This window comes from Actinoplanes sp. NPDC051343 (assembly GCF_044455125.1).
Classification (GTDB): Bacteria; Actinomycetota; Actinomycetes; order Mycobacteriales; family Micromonosporaceae; genus Actinoplanes.
This window is the reverse complement of the sequence record NZ_JBITEL010000007.1, coordinates 205,892-222,952: the sequence shown is the minus strand read 5'-3', so window position 1 is coordinate 222,952 and position 17,061 is coordinate 205,892. Positions and strand designations below refer to the sequence as shown.

Below are 17,061 nucleotides of genomic sequence, written 5' to 3'. Positions count from 1 at the left end.
TGTTAACGTTCACATCGACGAGCGTCCCCGCGTTGTCCACCGGGCGCGGGCCGTTCGACGGCAGCAAGTGCCAATCCCCCCTGCAACGGAAAGGCTTGCAATGGCACTTCGAAATCGACGCCTGCGGAGCTCCGCTCTCCTGTTCGCCGCCGCGGGCGCCCTCGTCGCCGGAGTCCTCACCGGCTCGGGCACCTCACAGGCGGCGACCTCGCAGCCGTGTGACATCTACGCCTCCGGCGGCACCCCCTGCGTCGCCGCGCACAGCACGACCCGCGCGCTCTACGGCTCCTACAGCGGCTCGCTCTACCAGGTGCGACGCTCGTCCGACAACGCGACGCTGAACATCGGCCCGGTCGCGGCCGGCAGCTACGCCAACTCGGCCGCCCAGGACTCGTTCTGCTCGGGCACCTCCTGCGTCATCACGATCATCTACGACCAGTCCGGGCGGGGAAACAACCTCACCCAGGCGCCGGCCGGCGGGGCCGCCGGCGGCCCCGACAACCTCGCCTCCGCTACGGCCGCGCCGACGTCGATCAACGGCCACAAGGTGTACGGCGTCTTCGTCGCCCCCGGCACCGGCTACCGCAACAACCACACCTCGGGCATCGCCACCGGTGACGCCGCCGAGGGCATGTACGCGATCTTCGACGGCACGCACTACAACGGCGGCTGCTGCTTCGACTACGGCAACGCCGAGACCAGCAGCAACGACACCGGCAACGGCCACATGGAAGCCATCTACTTCGGCAACATCAAGGTCTGGGGCTACGGATCGGGCAACGGCCCGTGGATCATGGCCGACCTCGAGAACGGCCTGTTCTCCGGCGTCAACCAGCACCTCAACTCGGGCGACCCGACGATCAACTATCGCTACCTGACCGCGATGGTCAAGGGCACCGCCAACCAGTGGGCGATCCGGGGCGGCAACGCGGCGTCCGGCGGGGTGTCCACTTTCTACAGCGGCGTGCGGCCCAACGTGTCCGGCTACAACCCGATGCACAAGGAGGGTGCGATCATCCTGGGCATCGGCGGTGACAACAGCAAGGGCGCGCAGGGCACGTTCTACGAGGGCGTGATGACCTCCGGCTACCCGTCCGACGCGACCGAGAACTCGGTCCAGGCCAACATCGTCGCCAACAAGTACGCCAACGCGACCGGCGGCGGCACCGGCGGCACCACGCTGACCCCGGGCCAGAGCATCTCGCTGCGGGCCACCACCGCCTGCTGCACCACGCGCTACCTCGACCACTCCGGCACCAGCGTGGGCACGATCGTGGTCAGCTCCTCGAGCTCGTCGACCGACAAGGGCAACTCGACCTGGATCGTCCGGGCCGGCCTGGCCAACAGCTCGTGCTACTCGTTCGAGTCGAAGAACACTGCCGGCAGCTACCTGCGTCATCAGAACTTCCAGCTGTACGCGCAGGCCGGCGACGGCAGCTCGCTCTTCAACCAGGACGCGACGTTCTGCTCGCAGGCCGGCCAGAACGGCCAGGGCAACTCGTTCTCGTCGGTCAACTACCCCGACCACTTCATCCGGCACTACGCCGACGTCGGCTACGTCGCGAGCAACGGCGGCCCCAACACCTGGGACTCCGCGACCTCGTGGGCCGACGACGTGAGCTGGGTCGTCAGCTCCCCCTGGACCCCATAGGCGCCCGGGCCCGCGCCCCGGGAAAATCGGGGGCGCGGGTCGTACGCCAGCCGTTAGCGTGGCGCCATGGAGAAGATCAACGACCGCCTGCTCAGCTGGGCGAGCCTGCTCGAGACCGAGACCCGCGCCCAGGCGGAGAAGGCCTCGAGGCTGCCGTTCATCTTCCCGCATATCGCGTTGATGCCCGACGCGCATCTGGGCAAGGGTGCGACGGTCGGCTCGGTCATCCCGACGCTCAACGCGATCATCCCGGCGGCGGTCGGCGTCGACATCGGCTGCGGCATGGCCGCGGTCCGCACGCAGTACCACCGCGACGAGCTCAAGAGCGATCTGGGCCCGCTGCGCACGTCGATCGAGAACGCGGTTCCGCTCAGCGCCGGGGCGTACAACTCAAGCGTCAGCGAGACGGCGCGCAAGCGCGCCGATGAGCTGAAGGCCAAGGCCGAGCGCGCGGGTTTCGATCCGGGCCGCTACGCCGGCAACTGGGAGCTCCAGCTGGGCACGCTCGGCTCGGGCAACCACTTCATCGAGGTGACCGCGGACGAGAAGGGCGCGGTCTGGCTCTTCCTGCACTCCGGTTCGCGCGGCGTCGGCAACAAGATCGCCTCGCACCACATCAAAGTCGCGCAGGAGGCGATGAAGCGCTGGTGGATCCGCCTGCCCGACCCGGACCTCGCCTACCTGCCGGAGGGCACCGACGAGTTCTGGACCTACATTCGTCAGCTGCGCTGGGCACAGGACTTCGCGCTGGCCAACCGCGACGAGATGATGGACCGGGTGGTCGCGTGCTTCGGCGAGTTCGTGGGCGGCGAGGTCCGTGAGCTCGAGCGGGTGCAGTGCCACCACAACTACACCGAGCAGGAGGAGCACTTCGGGCGCAAGGTGTGGTTGTCCCGCAAGGGCGCGATCAACGCCGAGAGGGGCCGGCCGGGCCTGATCCCGGGCTCGATGGGCGACGCGTCCTACGTGGTGGTCGGCAAGGGCAACCCGGTCGCGCTCAACTCGTCGCCGCACGGCGCGGGTCGTGCCTTCTCGCGCTCGAAGGCCCGCAAGACCTTCACCCGCGAGCAGCTGCGCACGGCGATGAAGGGCATCGAGTACCGCGACACCGACGCGTTCCTCGACGAGATCCCCCAGGCCTACAAGCCGATCGACGTGGTCATGCAGGACGCCGGCGACCTGGTCGAGATCCGGCACACGCTGCACCAGCTGGTCAACGTGAAGGGCGACTGACGGCCCGCCGGGGCGTCGCGTTGACCACGGCGAGGATCGCACCGGGCAGCATGACCACCGCGCCCACCACCTGCGTCGGCGTGAACGACTCGTGCAGCAGAAGGGCGGAGCAGGTGACGCCGAAGAACGGGACGGCGAACATGGTGATCGTTGCCGTGGACGGGCTCACCTGGGCCAGGCCTCGGTAGTAGAGAAGGTAGGCGAGCGCGGTCGGCCCGACGGCCAGATAGGCGAGGGCGGCCCAGGCCGTACCGGAAACCGCGGCCCAGTCGGCCGCCGGCAGGGCCGGCACCGCCGGGATGAGCAGCGCGGCGGCGCCGACCGCGGTCGCGATCGTGGTGGCGCGCAACGGGTCCACGCCGGTCAGGACGCGTTTCGACGCGATGGTGTAGCCCGCCCACGCCGCCGCGCCGAGCAGGTAGAGCAGGTCGCCGAGCAGGCGCGGGCCGCCGAAGCGGGCCCCCGCGAAGAAGACCACCGCGCCGGCGAGCCCGAGCAGCAGGCCGGCGGCGCGCAGCGGCGTGGTGCGTTCGAAGCGGACCAGGACGACCAGGATCGGGCTCATCACCGGCACGATGACGCTGCCGTCGATCGATGGGGCCAGCGACAGCGCCCAGAAGAAGAACACGTTGTAGGCGAAGACGCCGAGCAGCCCGACCAGGCCGCAGCGGACGATCTGAGACCGGGTCAGCCGTGGGCCGCGGGCGAAGAAGCGGCTGGCGGCGAGCAGGATCAGGGCCGCGAGGGCGAACCGCAGCAGTGCCGCGACCTGGTGCGGAAGCTGCTCGACCACGACCTTCGAACCGGCGAACGCGCTGCCGAACAGGGCCATCGTGACCAGCAGCGAGGGGTTCACGGGTGCATCCGGGCGCCCTTGAGAACCTTGTCGACCGCATTCTTGGGGCCGAAGACGGCCAGACCGACCAGGTCGAGCTTCTCGGTCGCCACGGCGCGGACGGCGGCGCGGTTGTCGTCGTCGTTGCCGGTCGCGAACAGGTCGGCGGTGAAGATCGAGGTCGGCAGGTGGCGGTCGACGGCCCGCGAGTGGGCGGCGCGCAACACCGGGGACGGGCCCTCGAAGATCAGCACCGGCCGGCCGAACATGGCCAGATATTGCACGCCGCTCCCGTCCTCGTAGGGCGCGCCGACCAGCGACCGGTCCATGCCGCTCACCAGGAAGGCGGTGACGTTGAGGCGCTGCCAGGTCAGGAGGTCGTCACGGAGCAGAACGGCGATCTTGGTGTCGAAGGGCATGGGACCGACGATCCGCCAGGAGGACCGGCCGGGTCTTGTACGAAGTTGACGCGAACGCGCCCGGGCTGATGCCGAGGATCCGCTTGAAGTGGCGGGCCAGGTGCGGCTGGTCGTAGAAGCCGCTGCTGCGGGCGACCGAGCTGAGCGGTTCCCCGGTGAGGATGAGCCGGCGCGCCTCGTCGACCCGGCGCGACGTCAGGTACTGGTGGGGCGACATGCCGAACTCGCGGCTGAACGCCCGCACGAGGTGGGACGGGTGGAAATGCAGGGTGCGTCCGGCCTCGTACAGCGACAGCCCGTCCAGGATGTGCGCTTCGAGCAGGTCGCGGAGCTGATAGGCGGCGGCCTGATCGCGCAGGACCGGGCGCACCGGGTCGCCCAGGTGCGCCCGTACCCCGTCGGTGAGCAGCGCCAGCAGGGATTCGGCCCGCAGCGACTCGCCGGGTTCCCGGAGCGCTCCGTGCAGGGCCGAGATCGTCCGCCGCAGGGGTCGGTCGGGGAAGCCCGGACCGTCGACCGCCCGGCCGATCAGGCTGCCCGACAGATGACCGCTCTCCAGATAGATCACCCGCTTGCGGAATCCGCCCGGCGTGGCCGCGGCGCCGTCGTGCGGCACGTGCGGCGGCAGGATCGTGACCATGTCGCGGGAGGCGAACCGCTCGTGGTGATGCAGGTCGTAGCGGACCGTGCCGTCGTCGACGATGAGCAGCGTCCACGTGTCGTGGGCGTGCATCGGGTAGGCGTGGTCGGTGAAGTGGGCGTGCAGCACCTCGGCCACGCCGGCCAGCGCGGGCCGCCACGCCTGCATCTGAGGAGCGGTCACGCCTATGAGGGTATGCCGGACGGCCGGATGTTCTGGTTGAGCCGGAACAGGTTGGTCGGGTCATAGCGGTCCTTGACCGCGACAAGCCGGTCATAGGTGTCCTTCGGGTAGGAAGGGCCTTCGCCGGTGAAGTTCACGTACGCCGCCGCATCCGGCCCGGCCGCACGGGACGCCTCCCGCGCCCAGGACACCGCGGCCGGATAACCTGCGGCGTCGGCCGAGCGGGCCACCACGTTCAGCAGGTACGGATGGTCGCGGTTGCCGAACGCACTGGCGTCGGCCGGCACCCGGCCCATCGCGCCGCCGAGTTGGTGGATGTGCAGCTCGGACATGCCGTTGGGCACCCGGGAGTATGCCTCGACCAGCGGCGCCGGGTCGAGGTCGTCGAAGAACGCCGATCGGAAGTAGTTCCAGACGCCGCGCGGGTACAGCGGGTCGAGCATGCTCTGCATCGCCGTATAGGGCATCGGCCCGAACAGGTCGGTGACGACCGGCGCCAGCGTCCGGAACGGCCGTGTCGCGGCGTCGCCGGACGCGAGGTCACCCGACCACACCCCGAGGACCGCCACGATCGGCTTGCCGTGCACCTCGGCGGGCAGGAACGGCAGGGGTGGTGCCGTGGTCAGGTTGAGCGCGAGCGACAACTCGTCGGGGGCGTCCAGCGCCGCGAACGAGGAGAGCACCGCCGCGGCATCCGAACCGTGATAGAAGACGAGCCCGGCGAAGACCGTCGGCCCGACCTCGTGGAGCCGGAACTCGAACGAGGTGACGACGCCGAAGTTGCCGCCGCCGCCGCGTAACGCCCACAGCAGGTCGGGATGTGATTCCTCGCTGACGTGCAGATAACGGCCGTCGGCCGTGACGATGTCCGCGCCGATGAGGTTGTCGCAGGTCAGACCGCATCGGCGGACCAGCCAGCCGATCCCGCCGCCGAGCGTGAACCCGGCGATGCCGGTGGTCGAGACGAGTCCGCCGGTCACCGCCCGCCCGAAGGCCTGCGCCTCGGCGTCGACGTCGCTCCAGAGGCAGCCGGCCTCGGCGATGAGCGAGGATCGGTCCGGCGAGACCCGGACGCCGCGCATGAGGCCCATGTCGAGGACGATGCCGTCGTCCACAGTGGAAAATCCGGGAATGCTGTGCCCGCCGCCCCGGACCGCCAGTGGCAGGCCTTCACTGCGGGCGAACTCGACCGTCCGCAGCACGTCCGCCACCCCACGACAGCGGACGATCAGTGCCGGCCGGCGGTCGTGGGCACCGTTCCAGATCGCTCGCGCCTCGTCGTAGCCGGGGTCGTCGGGCCGAATCAGTTCGCCCCGCAGGACCGAGGCGAGTTCGCCGACCGTAGCTTCACCAGTTGTCATGCGAGCGACGCTAGGAAGCCGGTCTTTGCATCGCCTTAGCGCGCGCGTAGCCGAGCCGGCAGCCCAGCCGGCCGAACAACTCCAAGGCGACCTGGCCGTGCCGGCCGGGAGCGCCCAGCTCGGCCGCCAGCAACCGGGTCCACGCCTCCAGCCGCAGGTATCCCTGGGGAACGAACGCCTCCACCGCCTGCGATGCCAACGAACGGGCACGGTCGCGATCCCCGGCGAACAACTCGATCACCGCAAGGTCGAGCAGGGCCCCGGCGACACCGGGTCCGTCGTCCACCGACTCTCCGCGGTCCAGGGCCGTACGCGCGAGCCGGCGCCCCTGGACGACATCGCCGGCCGCCGCGGACAGCAGACCCAGGTTGGCCAGGCTGAGGTTTTCGCCCCGCCGGTCCCCGAGCCGCCGGCGCAGCGCGAGCGCCTCGCGCAGATGGGCGAACGCGGGGTCGAACCGCCGCGCGTCCCGTTCCACGCACCCCAGGTGGTTGAGCGCGTGGGCCAGCCCGGCCGCGTCGTCGATGCGCGCGAACTCGTCGGCCGCCCGCGAGGTGGTCGAGAGGGCGGCGTCCAGATCGCCGGCCAGCCGATGGACGTAGCCGAGCGCCGACCGGGCGTAGGCCCGGCCCTGGACGGCACCGACCCGCCGGCCGAGCAGCCACGACTCCTCGAACACCGGGACCGTCGCGTCGCCGACCGGCGCCAGCGGCAGGCAGAACGTCACCGCGGGCAGGAACGGCGGGACATCCGAGCCGACCTCGCCCAACCGGGTCAGGCAGTCGTCGAATCGGCGGGCTGCCGTACGTACGTCCTCGCGGAAGAGCGCCGCAAGCGCGGCCAGCCAATGTGCCGTCGCCGCGACCGCCGCAGGCGGGTCGCCCTCGCTCTCGGCCAGCGCGACCCGCTCCACCTCGTCGATCTCGGCCACCCCGACCAGCAGGATGCCCCGCATGAGCCGGGCCCACGTGGCGTCGGTCGGCGCACCCGACTTCTCCGCGACCGCGACCGCCTCGCCCGCCCGCACCGGCAACCGGTGGCTGAGGCCCCGGCGGGCCTCGAGGATCGCCAGTGCGAACAGGGCCCGCGTGCGGTCGGGCGAGGGTCCGGTCTCCACCTCGAGAATCCGTTCCAGCCACCCGGCGCCCTCGGCGAAGTGGCCGCGAGCCAGCCAGTACCGCCAGAGGCTGACCCCGAGCGACAGGGCACCGGCCGGGTCGTGACGCACCGCCCAGCCGAGGGCGGACCGCATGTTGTCGTGGTCGACGTCGAGACGCTGCGGTCGTTCGACCACGATCCCCGGCGCGAGATCGGGGTCGCGGTCGGCGGCCAGCGCCCGGAAGTGCCGGAAGTGGGCGGCGTCGAACGCGTCGGTCTCCCCCGCCTCGGCCAGCCGTTCCCGGCCCAGCTGGCGGATCGTCTCGAGGAGGCGGTAGCGCGAGCGGTCGCCGGTGCGCTCGATCTGCACGAGCGACTTGTCGACGACCCTCCCGAGGCAGTCGAGGACGTCACGGCCTTCAAGCCGCTCGTCGGCACAGACCTCCTCGGCCGACGGCAGCGAGAAACTGCCGGCGAACACCGACAGCCGGCGCAGCAGGATCTGCTCGTCGGTGGCGAGCAGGGCGTGACTCCATTCAAGGGCGGCCCGCAGCGTGGTGTGCCGGGTGATCGGGCCGCGGCGTCTGAGCAGGGACAATGCCTCGTGCAGCCGCTCGGCGATCTCGACCGCCTCGAGGTGGGAGGTGCGGGCGGCGGCCAGTTCCACCGCGAGCGGGATGCCGTCGAGGCGGCGGCAGATCTCGGCGACCGCGGCCGCGTTGCCCTCGTCGACCACGAAACCGGGACGCACCTCGCGCGCCCGGTCCGCGAAGAGCCGCACCGCCGCGCTCTCCCGCAGCGACGGCACGCGGAAGGTGACCTCGCCCGGTGCGTGCAGCGGCTCCCGGCTCGTCGCCAGCACGGCCACACTCGGGCAGGCGCGGCGGACCTCGCTCGCCAGTTCCGCGCACGCACTCAGCAGGTGCTCGCAGTTGTCGAGGATCAGCAGCAGACTTCTGGACCGGAGCCGGGCGACCAGGGTTCGCAGCGGGCGGGAGCCGGCCGCCGGGTCGAGGCCGAGTGCGGCGGTCACCGCGTCCGGCACCAGCCGCGGATCGGCGACACGGGCGAGGTCGGCGAACCAGGCACCGTCCGGGTAGGAGCCGAGCAACCGGCGGGCGGCCTCCTCGGCCAGCCTGGTCTTGCCCGCGCCGCCGACCCCGGTGAGGGTCAGCAGGCCGCCCGCGGTCAGGAGGCGGTGCACGTCGGTGATCTCGCGTTCCCGGCCGACGAAGCTGGTCAGCGCCGGGGCGAGATTGTCGCTGGCCGGTCGCGGTTCGCCGTCGCCGGTCAGAAGATCGCGATAGAGACGCTTGGACTCCGGGTCCGGGTTGCTGCCGTACGCGGTGAGCAGATCGTCGCGCAGCCGCTCGTACCGGGCCAGGGCTTCCGATCGGCGACCGGCGTCCGCGAGGTGCCGCATCAGGCCGCGAACCGCCCGCTCGTGCAGCGGGTCGATCTCGAGCCCCCGGTGCAGCGACGCCGCATCACCCACGTCGACGAGCAGTTCGCAGAGCAGTTTCCGCAGACCGGCGCGCGGGCCGGCCGCCCAGTCCTCGAACCGGTCCTCGGGCAGCAGATCGCCGGTGTAGGCGGCGATCGCCTCGCGCCGGGTGGCCCGGTCACCGGCCAGCTCCCGGAACCGGTCGGCGTCGACCTCGACCGGCCCGTCGGCGCAGAGCACCACCAGGTCGTTCTGCAACTCCATCAGCCCCGCGCGCGCACCGTCGCCGGCGAGCACCCGCCGGGCCACGTGCAGAGCCTGATGCAGGTTGTTGACCGCCGACTCGACCGGCCGCCCCGGCCACAGCCGGTCGAGCAGCACGTCGCGGTGCAGCCGTTGGCCGGGCGCCAGGGCCAGCAGCTTGACCAGAGTGCGGGCCTTGCGCAGCCGCCACTCGCGGGCGTCGACGGGCCCGTCGTCCCGATCGATCCCGAACTCGCCGAGCAGGCGGATCCGCACGCGCCCATCACAGCAAAGTGCGCCCGGCCGATCGACGCCCGGACAGCAAGCCGACAGTCAGCGGTCCTGTCCGCCGCGGCGCCGCTCGATGTCGTCGAGGACCTCCGGGTCCCACTTCGAGGCGTTCCAGTCGTCGCTGCTGACCTGCATCGTGCGCGGCCGGGCCGGGATCTCCAGGCCGGTCTCGCGGCGGAGCGCCGACCGCACCACGACCACGCCGGCGATCAGGACGGCGATGCCGCCGATGCGCAGGGCGGCCTCCAGCAGGACGGCGCCGTTCAGCGACGACACCCGCGCCGGCAGCACGTAGGCCAGACCGACCATCAGCAGGCAGAGCGCCATCGCGAGGTAGCCGACGACGCCGGGACCGTCCGGGCGCAGCCGGTGGACGCCGACGATCCAGACGATCGTGGAGACCACCAGGCCGAGGATGCAGACCAGCCCGATCAGGCCGGTGATCGTGGTGCCGAGCAGCACCGACGCCTGCGTGCCGACCGAGGTCGGGTCGGCCGCACCGCTGCGGATCGCCGCATAACCGGCCAGACCGAGCGCCGCGACCGCAACGACCACGAACGCGTAGACCGCCCCGAAGCGGATCACCCGCCGACTGGCCACGGCAAACGTCTCCTCCGCCGCACCGGGCGGCCGCGGGCCCCTGTCGCTTACCATGCCCGGCAAGATACCCGTCCTGGACGAGGAGCCGAAGGATGCGTACGTGGAAACTGCTCGCGATCCTGGCCCTGATCGTCGTCGCGGCGGGCGGATACTGGCTCGGCCGTTCGACCTCGCCCGCGCCCGCGGCCGCTGATCAGGGCTACGCCGCCGGGGTGCGCGCCGGCCGCGCCGAGCAGGGCACCCTGGGCCTGCCGACCACCGACAAGCAGATCTTCGACGCGGGCTACCAGGCCGGCGCCACCGACGCGTTCGCCGGGTTCGACGGCGGCTGGGACCACAAGATCCCGTACGCGATCGTCCTCAACCCGGGCGACGACATCACCTACCAGATCGCGTCCCGCGTCGAATTCACCCCCGGCGTCGCCTATTACCTCTGCCCCGACGGCCACTCGGTCTGCCACCAGCCCCGCTGAGAGTCGCCTGCGGGCCTTTCCCGGTCAGGCGTGGTTGTTCAGCGCCTCGGGTGCGAAGGAAGGCCTCGCGCCGTTGTCGGGCACTTCCTCGGCCAGGACGGTGCGCTCGGGAACCGAGGGTCTCGGAGCCTGGGCGTGCGGATCCTTACTGGGCAACTGGTTGAGGATCTGCTGCGCGCGGTCGTCGGCCACCCGGGTGACGAGTTGCTGAGCGATGCCGAAGATCAGGGCGTAGGCCAGGATCTGGCGCTGGCTGTCCAGGTTGGTGAGGCCGGGTACGAACCCGCCCGCGAGCAGCAGCATCCCGATCACCGCGGTCAGCGCGCCGGACGGTCCTTTGAGGACGGCGAGTGCCGTCGACACCGAGTAGGGGGTCGAGGTTCCGCGCAGGTTACGGATGGCCACGAGCGCACCCAACGCGCCGCCGATCGCGCCGAGCCCCGCCACGATCAGAATGTCGCCGGGGGCGGGCGACTGCTGCTCGCCGCTCGGGCAGACACTGAAGCCCCGCGCACCGGCCGCTGCCGCCGTGACGCTCGGGTTGAAGCACATCGGGATCGCGTCCGGGAACGCCGCGACGGCGACCAGCAGCGCGGCGGTCAGCAGGGCCATCGAGAGTGCGGTCAGCAGGATGATGTTACGGAAGTCCCGCAGCCGCACGTACTGCTCGTCCGAGGCGTCGTAGGCGGTCTCCATCGCCTGTTTGAGAACCGCGCGGCGGGCCGGTCCGCGCACCTCCCGGAGGAGACCCTCGGCCTCCACCCGGCGCGGGTCGTTGCGGTCGAGCGCCGCCGCCAGGCGGGTCGTAACCTCGGGGACCAGCGCTTCGACCTCGGCCGGTGGCAGCAGGTCGACGAGAAATTCCTTGGCCGCGTGCAGGTGCAGGAAGGCCTGCTCGACCGACGTTCCGCGCCACCGGTCCTGGCGGTCGCGCCGGGTCCGGCGTCCGACTCCGGCCGGGCGGCACGCCCGCTCGGCCTCGGCGAGATGACGTTGTACGGCGGCTTTGCTGGCGGCCTCCGCACCGGTCAGCGTGCGCGCGGTGACGGCGTCCAGCCGGTTCCGGATCCGCTCCGCGTCGACGGAGGCCTGCACAGCCCACTGTTCCCGCCACGTCGGCGGAAAATCGGTCAGCAAGTCGGGTGGCGAGCTCATCGCAACCTCCCGGGGTGAGACACGACACGCTACGCATGCCGCCGACTACAGTCAGTCCCCCAGGCGACAGGTGGAAAATCCCGTACATGACTGGAGAAGGCGCTCGCCCGCGGATCGTCGCCGACCATGCCGCACGGCCTCGGCCAGTGGCGGCTGTCGTCGGCCAGCTGGCCCGCGACCTCGTCCTGACCGTCGACCAGGTGCCTGCGGCCGGCTCCGCCGGAGACGCCACCGACCGTTTCGAACAGCTCGGCGGCAAGGGCGCCAACCAGGCAGTCGCCCTCGCCCAGCTCGGTGTGCGCCCCCGGCTGATCGCGGTGGCCGGCGACGACGTGATCGGCGACGTGCTGCTCGACCAGGCCCGCCGCGACGGCATCGACGTCGATGCGGTCATCCGCCGCGTCGACACCCTGACCGGGCTGATCGTCGAGCTGCTCGACGCCGACGCCCAGTGGCGTTACGTCCAGCACCTGCCGCCCGGCGTGCTGCTGAGCGAGAACGACGTCCTGGCCGCACGCGAGGTGATTGCGAGCGCCGACGCCGTACTCGTCCAGCTGCAGCAACCGGCTCCCGCCGCCTTGGCCGCCGCCCGGATCGGCCGCGAAGCCGACCGGCTGGTCATCCTCGACGGTGAGGTGAGCGACCGGCGCCTGCTGGCCTTCGCCGACGTGATCCGGGCCGACGAACGCGAGGCGAAAGGCCTCGACGAACACGTCCTCGACCAAGGGCCGTCCCTGCTTGCCCTGGCCGAGTCCGACGCGAACGTGTTCCTCTGGCGCGGTGGCCGGCTGCGGGTACCTCTGACCGGCGACAAGGTGGTCGACACCACCGGGGGTGGGGACGCCTTCACCGCGGCGCTGACGGCCGCGCTGCTTCGCAAACTTCCGTACGAGGAGGCCGCCCGGCTTGCGACCGCGGCGGCCGGCTCGACGGTCACCCATGTCAGCGGCCGACCGGATTTGCGCCGCTGACGGACCGCGACGCCGCCGGTTGTCAGCGGGCGCGCGGGTCAGCGACGGCCGTCGTCCTCCATCAGCAGCCGCAGCTTCGCGAGCGACTGGGTCAGCAGCCGCGAGACGTGCATCTGTGAGACGCCGGTCTGCTCCGCGATCTCGCTCTGGGTCCGGTTGCCGTAGAAGCGCAGCGAGAGGATCCTCTGCTCGCGCTCGGTGAGGGTGGCCATCGCCGGACCGAGGGCGATCCGCAGCTCAGCCAGGTCGAACCCGTGATCCTCGGCGCCCAGGGTGTCGCCGAGTTCCTGCCCGTCGCCCTCGCCGATCGGGGTCGACAGGCTGGTCGCGCTGTAGGCCCGGGCCCCTTCCAGCCCCTCGAGCACCTCCTCCTCGCTGACGCCGAGGTGGGTGGCGATGTCCGCGACGGTGGGTGGCCGCCCGAGGGTGTGGCTCAGCGTGTTGTTGGCTGCGGTGATGGACATCCGCAGCTCCTGCAACCGGCGCGGAACCCGGATGGCCCATGTCCGGTCGCGGAAGTGGCGCTTGAGCTCGCCGAGGATCGTCGGGATGGCAAATCCACTGAAATCGACACCGTGCACGGTGTCGTAACGGTCGACTGCCTTGATCAGCCCGACCATCGCCACCTGAACCAGGTCGTCGGCGTGCTCGCCGCGGTTCAGGTACCGCCGCGCCAGATGCTGTGCGAGCGGAAGCCAAGCCTCGATCACCCGTCCGCGCAGACGGTCGCGCGCCGGGTCGTCCACGTTCATCGTCGCGAGCGCCTGAATCAGCCGCGCGGCGCGCTCTTTGTCCACGTCGACGTTGCTGCGGCGCGCGGAAACATTCGAAACCTGCATCAAGGCTCTCCCCTGACAGTGCGGTCCCCGCCGCCGTTAGCCAACATAGCCCCTTCGGACCAATCCGCGCCAGCCGAAAGTATGAAGTGTCGCAGGCAGTAGTGCTGTGGCCGGCGCATCGACGCGTCGACAAACGCCTCAATGGAGGCTTGCCGGACGGACCCGTGCGCCGCAATAACCGGTTCGAGGACCGCCTTCTCATCGGACATGATGGGCGGATGTGGACACGGGGGCCCTGGCGATATCTCGGTTGGCTGGCCTGGCGGCAGAGGGGTCGAATCGGTTTCGGGGGGCTCTGGAGTTCACTCTGGATGGCCAGTCTGGCCGTCACGCCGTACCTGATCTCGCAGGCGATCGACCGCGGCCTGCGGCCGCGGCACGCGGGCCCGCTGTTCGCCTGGGCCGGCGCGATTCTGGTCGTCGGCATGGCCAATGCGGTGCTGGGGATCCTGCGGCACCGCACGATGACCAAGATCCGGCTGGACGGCGCGCTGCGCACCGCCGACGCGGTGATGGCGCACGCGGTCGGGCTCGGCGCCGCGCTCCCCCGGCGGATCACCGCCGGCGAGGTGGTCACCATCGGCATCGGGGACGTCTGGCTGGTCGCGCGGGCCTTGACGGTGACTGGTCCCGGGGTGGGCGCCCTTGTCGCGTACGCCCTGGTTCTGACCCTCCTCGTGCACGTCTCCGGCCTGATCACCCTGGTCACGGCCGGCGGGGTGGTCGTCCTCGGGGTGCTGCTCGGCCCGCTGATCAGCCGGTTGAACAGCGCCGGCGGCGATTATCGGGAACGGCAGGGCCGGCTCGCCACCCGCCTGGTCGACGTGCTCGGCGGCCTGCGCATCCTCAACGGCCTCGGCGGCAAACAGGCCCATCTGCGCCGATACGCCGCCGAGTCGGACGCGGTGCGGGCCGAGGGCTACCGGGTCGGCGGCGCGCTGAGCTGGATCACCGCGCTGGGTGACGGCCTTCCGACCATCTTCCTGGCCGCGGTCACCTGGCTCGCGGCGCGGCTCACGGTGCGAGGTGACCTCACGGTCGGCGAGTTGGTCGCGGTTTACGGGTACGTGGCGATCCTGGTCGTTCCCACCTGGATGTTCATTTTCAGCGCCGGCGACGTGAGCCGCGGCGTGGTCGCGGCCCGGCGGATCATCACGTTCCTGCAACTGCCGCTCGAACCGCCGGGCGACGGCCCGGCCCCCGAGTCCCCGGCGGTGCTGCGCGACCCGGAGTCCGGCGTGATCGCCGAGCCGGGCCGGCTGACCGTGCTCGCCTCGGCCCGCCCGCAGGACTCGGCCGTAATCCTCGACCGGCTGGGCCGCTACGGCGGGACCGAGGCCACCTGGGGTCCCTACCCGCTCGCCGACGTGGCCAAGGCCCCGGTACGCGAGCGGATTCTGCTCGCCGACCACGAGGCCGACATCTTCGCGGGCACACTGCGCGACGTCATCGCCGGTCGCACCGCAGCCGGCGACGAGGCGATCCGGCGGGCGATCGACGCCGCGGTGGTCGCCGACGTGGCCGCGCTCGATCACCGGATCGAGCGGGACGGCCGCAACCTTTCCGGCGGGCAGCGGCAGCGGGTACGGCTGGCCCGGGCATTGCTCGCCGACCCCGAGATGCTGCTCGCGGCCGAGCCGACGTCGGCGGTCGACGCGCACACCGAGGCCGCGATCGCCGAGCGGCTGACCGCGGCCCGGGCCGGTCGCGGCACGGTGCTGGCCACCACCTCGCCGGTGCTGCTCGACCGGGCCGACGTCGTGCACTACCTGGTCGACGGGCACGTCGCGGCCTCCGGCACCCATCGCGACCTGCTGGAACACGAACCCGGCTATCGCGATCTGGTCAGCCGTACGTTCTCCGGGGCGGAGGAGACGCGATGAGCTCGACCACCCTGCCGATCGCCGGCACCCGTCAGGTGGCCCGGGCGGCCGGACGCCTGCTCGCCGCCGACAAGCGGGCGGTCGCCTTCACGATGCTGCTCAACGTGCTGTCCGCGGTGGCCGCCCTCGGCGCGCCCTACCTGCTCGGCCGGATCATCGACGACGTCACCGGCTCGCACGGCGGCGACCGGATCGACCTGCTGGCCGGGGCGGTGCTGGTGTGCGCGTTCGCCCAGACGCTGCTCGCGCGGTGGGCGCTGCTGCTCGGCTACCGCTTCGGCGAACGGACGGCGGCCCGGGTCCGCATCGGTTTCCTGTCCCGCGCGCTGGCCCTGCCCGCCTCGGTGATCGAGCGGGTGCCGCCGGGTGACCTGGCCGCCCGCGGCACGACCGACGTCGACGCGGTCGCCGGCACGCTGCGCGACGTGCTGCCGGGCGCCTTCGTGGCCGCCATGCAGGGCTTGTTCCTGGTCGGCGCCGTGTTCCTGCTCGATCCGCTGCTCGGCCTGGCCGCGTTGTCCGGGCTCTCCGGCATCATCCTGGTCGGCCGCTGGTACCTGCGCCGGGCCCGCGAGGCCTACCTCGAGGAGGGCGCGGCCAACTCGGAACTGGCCGAGGAACTGGCCGCGACGACCGCCGGAGCCCGCACGATCGAGGCGTTCCGGCTGCACGAGACGCGGCTGGCCGTCGGCCGGGCCGCGATCGCGCGGACCAAGCGCAGCCGGCTGGCCACCCTGCGGCTGCGATCGGTGTACTTCCCGGTGACCGAGGGGTCGTACAACGTCCCGGTCGTGTTCGTGCTGCTGCTCGGCGGCCTGCTCTATTTCGACGGGCGGGTCACGCTCGGCACGGTCGCCGCGGCCACCCTCTATCTGCGCCAGCTCGTGGGGCCGATGGACACCATCCTGATCTGGCTCGAGCAGATGCAGAGCAGCAGTGCGTCGTTCGCCCGGGTCGAAGGGCTCTCCGCGGTGCCTCCGGCGCCGGTTTCCTCGGTTGAGGTGCCGGCGAACGACCGGATCGAGGTGTCCGGCGTGCGCTATGCGTACCCGGGCGGCCCGGACGTGCTGCACGACGTCGACCTCACGGTCCAGCCGGGCGAGCGGCTGGCGATCGTCGGCCTCTCCGGAGCCGGCAAGTCGACCCTCGGCCGTCTGCTGGCCGGGGTCGACCGCCCGCCGGCCGGCACGGTCACCGTGGGCGGTGTCGCGGTGGCCGACCTGCCGCCGGACGTGCTGCGCCGCCAGGTCGTGCTGGTCACCCAGGAACACCACGTCTTCCGGGAGTCGCTCCGCGACAACCTGATGGTGGCGGCGCCCGACGATCGCTTACGCGAGGCTTTGCGTACGGTCGGCGCGGACTGGGCCGTCGACCTCGACGCCGACCTGGGCGAAAACCCGCCGACCGGCGCCCAGGCGCAGCAGCTGGCGCTGGCCCGGGTACTGCTCGCCGACCCGCACACGGTGATCCTCGACGAGGCGACCGCGCTGCTCGACCCGCGGGCGGCCCGGGCGGCGGAACGCGCGCTCGCGGCGGTGCTGCACAACCGCACGGTGATCGCCATCGCCCACCGCCTGCAGACCGCCCACGACGCCGACCGGATCGCGGTGATGGACGCCGGCCGCGTCATCGAGCTGGGCACCCACGATGACCTGATCACGCGCGACGGGCCGTACGCCGCCCTGTGGCGGCAGTGGCACGGCTGACGCCGTTGATCAGGGCGCTACGGTGGGTGGCAACTC

The 17,061-nt window shown here is 71.6% G+C and carries 14 protein-coding genes; 6 read left to right on the top strand and 8 right to left on the bottom strand.

Annotated features, from left to right (window positions below):
- Window positions 1-100 precede the first annotated feature (100 nt).
- Both ACIA5C_RS23920 and ACIA5C_RS23915 read left to right on the top strand, forming a co-directional pair.
- Window positions 101-1,651 (top strand): alpha-L-arabinofuranosidase B, encoded by a 1,551-nt coding sequence (locus ACIA5C_RS23920; protein WP_396058125.1) that lies wholly within the window; start codon window positions 101-103, stop codon window positions 1,649-1,651.
- Window positions 1,652-1,717: 66 nt separating this feature from the next.
- Window positions 1,718-2,884 carry an RtcB family protein gene (locus ACIA5C_RS23915; RefSeq protein WP_396058123.1) on the top strand — a complete coding sequence of 389 codons (1,167 nt, stop codon included), beginning with the start codon at window positions 1,718-1,720 and terminating at the stop codon, window positions 2,882-2,884.
- Here ACIA5C_RS23915 and ACIA5C_RS23910 read toward each other — a convergent pair.
- The 6 genes from ACIA5C_RS23910 to ACIA5C_RS23885 are packed head-to-tail and all read right to left on the bottom strand — an operon-like array spanning window position 2,865 to window position 10,052.
- On the bottom strand, window positions 2,865-3,740 hold the full coding sequence (locus ACIA5C_RS23910; protein ID WP_396058120.1) for a DMT family transporter: 876 nt from the start codon (window positions 3,738-3,740) through the stop codon (window positions 2,865-2,867). The genes ACIA5C_RS23915 and ACIA5C_RS23910 overlap by 20 nt on opposite strands.
- Window positions 3,737-4,138, bottom strand: coding sequence for a DUF2000 family protein (locus ACIA5C_RS23905; protein ID WP_396058117.1), 402 nt, complete (start codon window positions 4,136-4,138; stop codon window positions 3,737-3,739). The genes ACIA5C_RS23910 and ACIA5C_RS23905 overlap by 4 nt, the downstream gene beginning before the upstream one ends.
- Window positions 4,101-4,946 carry an AraC family transcriptional regulator gene (locus ACIA5C_RS23900; RefSeq protein WP_396058768.1) on the bottom strand — a complete coding sequence of 282 codons (846 nt, stop codon included), beginning with the start codon at window positions 4,944-4,946 and terminating at the stop codon, window positions 4,101-4,103. Before ACIA5C_RS23900 ends, ACIA5C_RS23905 begins: the two co-directional genes overlap by 38 nt.
- Window positions 4,947-4,963: 17 nt before the next feature.
- A complete protein-coding gene (locus ACIA5C_RS23895) occupies window positions 4,964-6,322 on the bottom strand; it encodes an FAD-binding oxidoreductase (protein WP_396058114.1) in 1,359 nt (452 codons plus the stop codon).
- Between the two features lie 10 nt (window positions 6,323-6,332).
- Window positions 6,333-9,383 (bottom strand): BTAD domain-containing putative transcriptional regulator, encoded by a 3,051-nt coding sequence (locus ACIA5C_RS23890; protein ID WP_396058112.1) that lies wholly within the window; start codon window positions 9,381-9,383, stop codon window positions 6,333-6,335.
- Window positions 9,384-9,440: 57 nt separating this feature from the next.
- Complete coding sequence (locus ACIA5C_RS23885) at window positions 9,441-10,052, bottom strand: hypothetical protein (RefSeq protein ID WP_396058110.1); 612 nt, start codon at window positions 10,050-10,052, stop codon at window positions 9,441-9,443.
- 38 nt (window positions 10,053-10,090) lie between these two features.
- Here ACIA5C_RS23885 and ACIA5C_RS23880 point away from each other — a divergent pair, with 38 nt between their 5' ends.
- Complete coding sequence (locus ACIA5C_RS23880) at window positions 10,091-10,471, top strand: hypothetical protein (protein WP_396058107.1); 381 nt, start codon at window positions 10,091-10,093, stop codon at window positions 10,469-10,471.
- A 24-nt stretch (window positions 10,472-10,495) separates the two neighbouring features.
- Here the strand turns inward: ACIA5C_RS23880 and ACIA5C_RS23875 are convergent, their stop codons facing one another.
- Window positions 10,496-11,626 (bottom strand): hypothetical protein, encoded by a 1,131-nt coding sequence (locus ACIA5C_RS23875; protein WP_396058104.1) that lies wholly within the window; start codon window positions 11,624-11,626, stop codon window positions 10,496-10,498.
- Window positions 11,627-11,772: 146 nt separating this feature from the next.
- Here ACIA5C_RS23875 and ACIA5C_RS23870 point away from each other — a divergent pair, with 146 nt between their 5' ends.
- On the top strand, window positions 11,773-12,597 hold the full coding sequence (locus ACIA5C_RS23870; protein WP_396058101.1) for a PfkB family carbohydrate kinase: 825 nt from the start codon (window positions 11,773-11,775) through the stop codon (window positions 12,595-12,597).
- A 38-nt stretch (window positions 12,598-12,635) separates the two neighbouring features.
- On the opposite strand, the gene ACIA5C_RS23865 is transcribed toward ACIA5C_RS23870, so the two are convergent.
- A complete protein-coding gene (locus ACIA5C_RS23865; RefSeq protein WP_396058098.1) occupies window positions 12,636-13,436 on the bottom strand; it encodes a SigB/SigF/SigG family RNA polymerase sigma factor in 801 nt (266 codons plus the stop codon).
- 311 nt (window positions 13,437-13,747) lie between these two features.
- Here ACIA5C_RS23865 and ACIA5C_RS23860 point away from each other — a divergent pair, with 311 nt between their 5' ends.
- Together ACIA5C_RS23860 and ACIA5C_RS23855 are read left to right on the top strand one after the other, a co-directional pair.
- Window positions 13,748-15,319, top strand: a complete 1,572-nt coding sequence (locus ACIA5C_RS23860; protein ID WP_396058096.1) for an ABC transporter transmembrane domain-containing protein — start codon at window positions 13,748-13,750, stop codon at window positions 15,317-15,319.
- Entirely contained in the window at window positions 15,316-17,025 is a 1,710-nt protein-coding gene (locus tag ACIA5C_RS23855) for an ABC transporter ATP-binding protein (protein ID WP_396058093.1), read from the top strand. The genes ACIA5C_RS23860 and ACIA5C_RS23855 overlap by 4 nt, the downstream gene beginning before the upstream one ends.
- The last annotated feature ends 36 nt before the right edge of the window (window positions 17,026-17,061 follow it).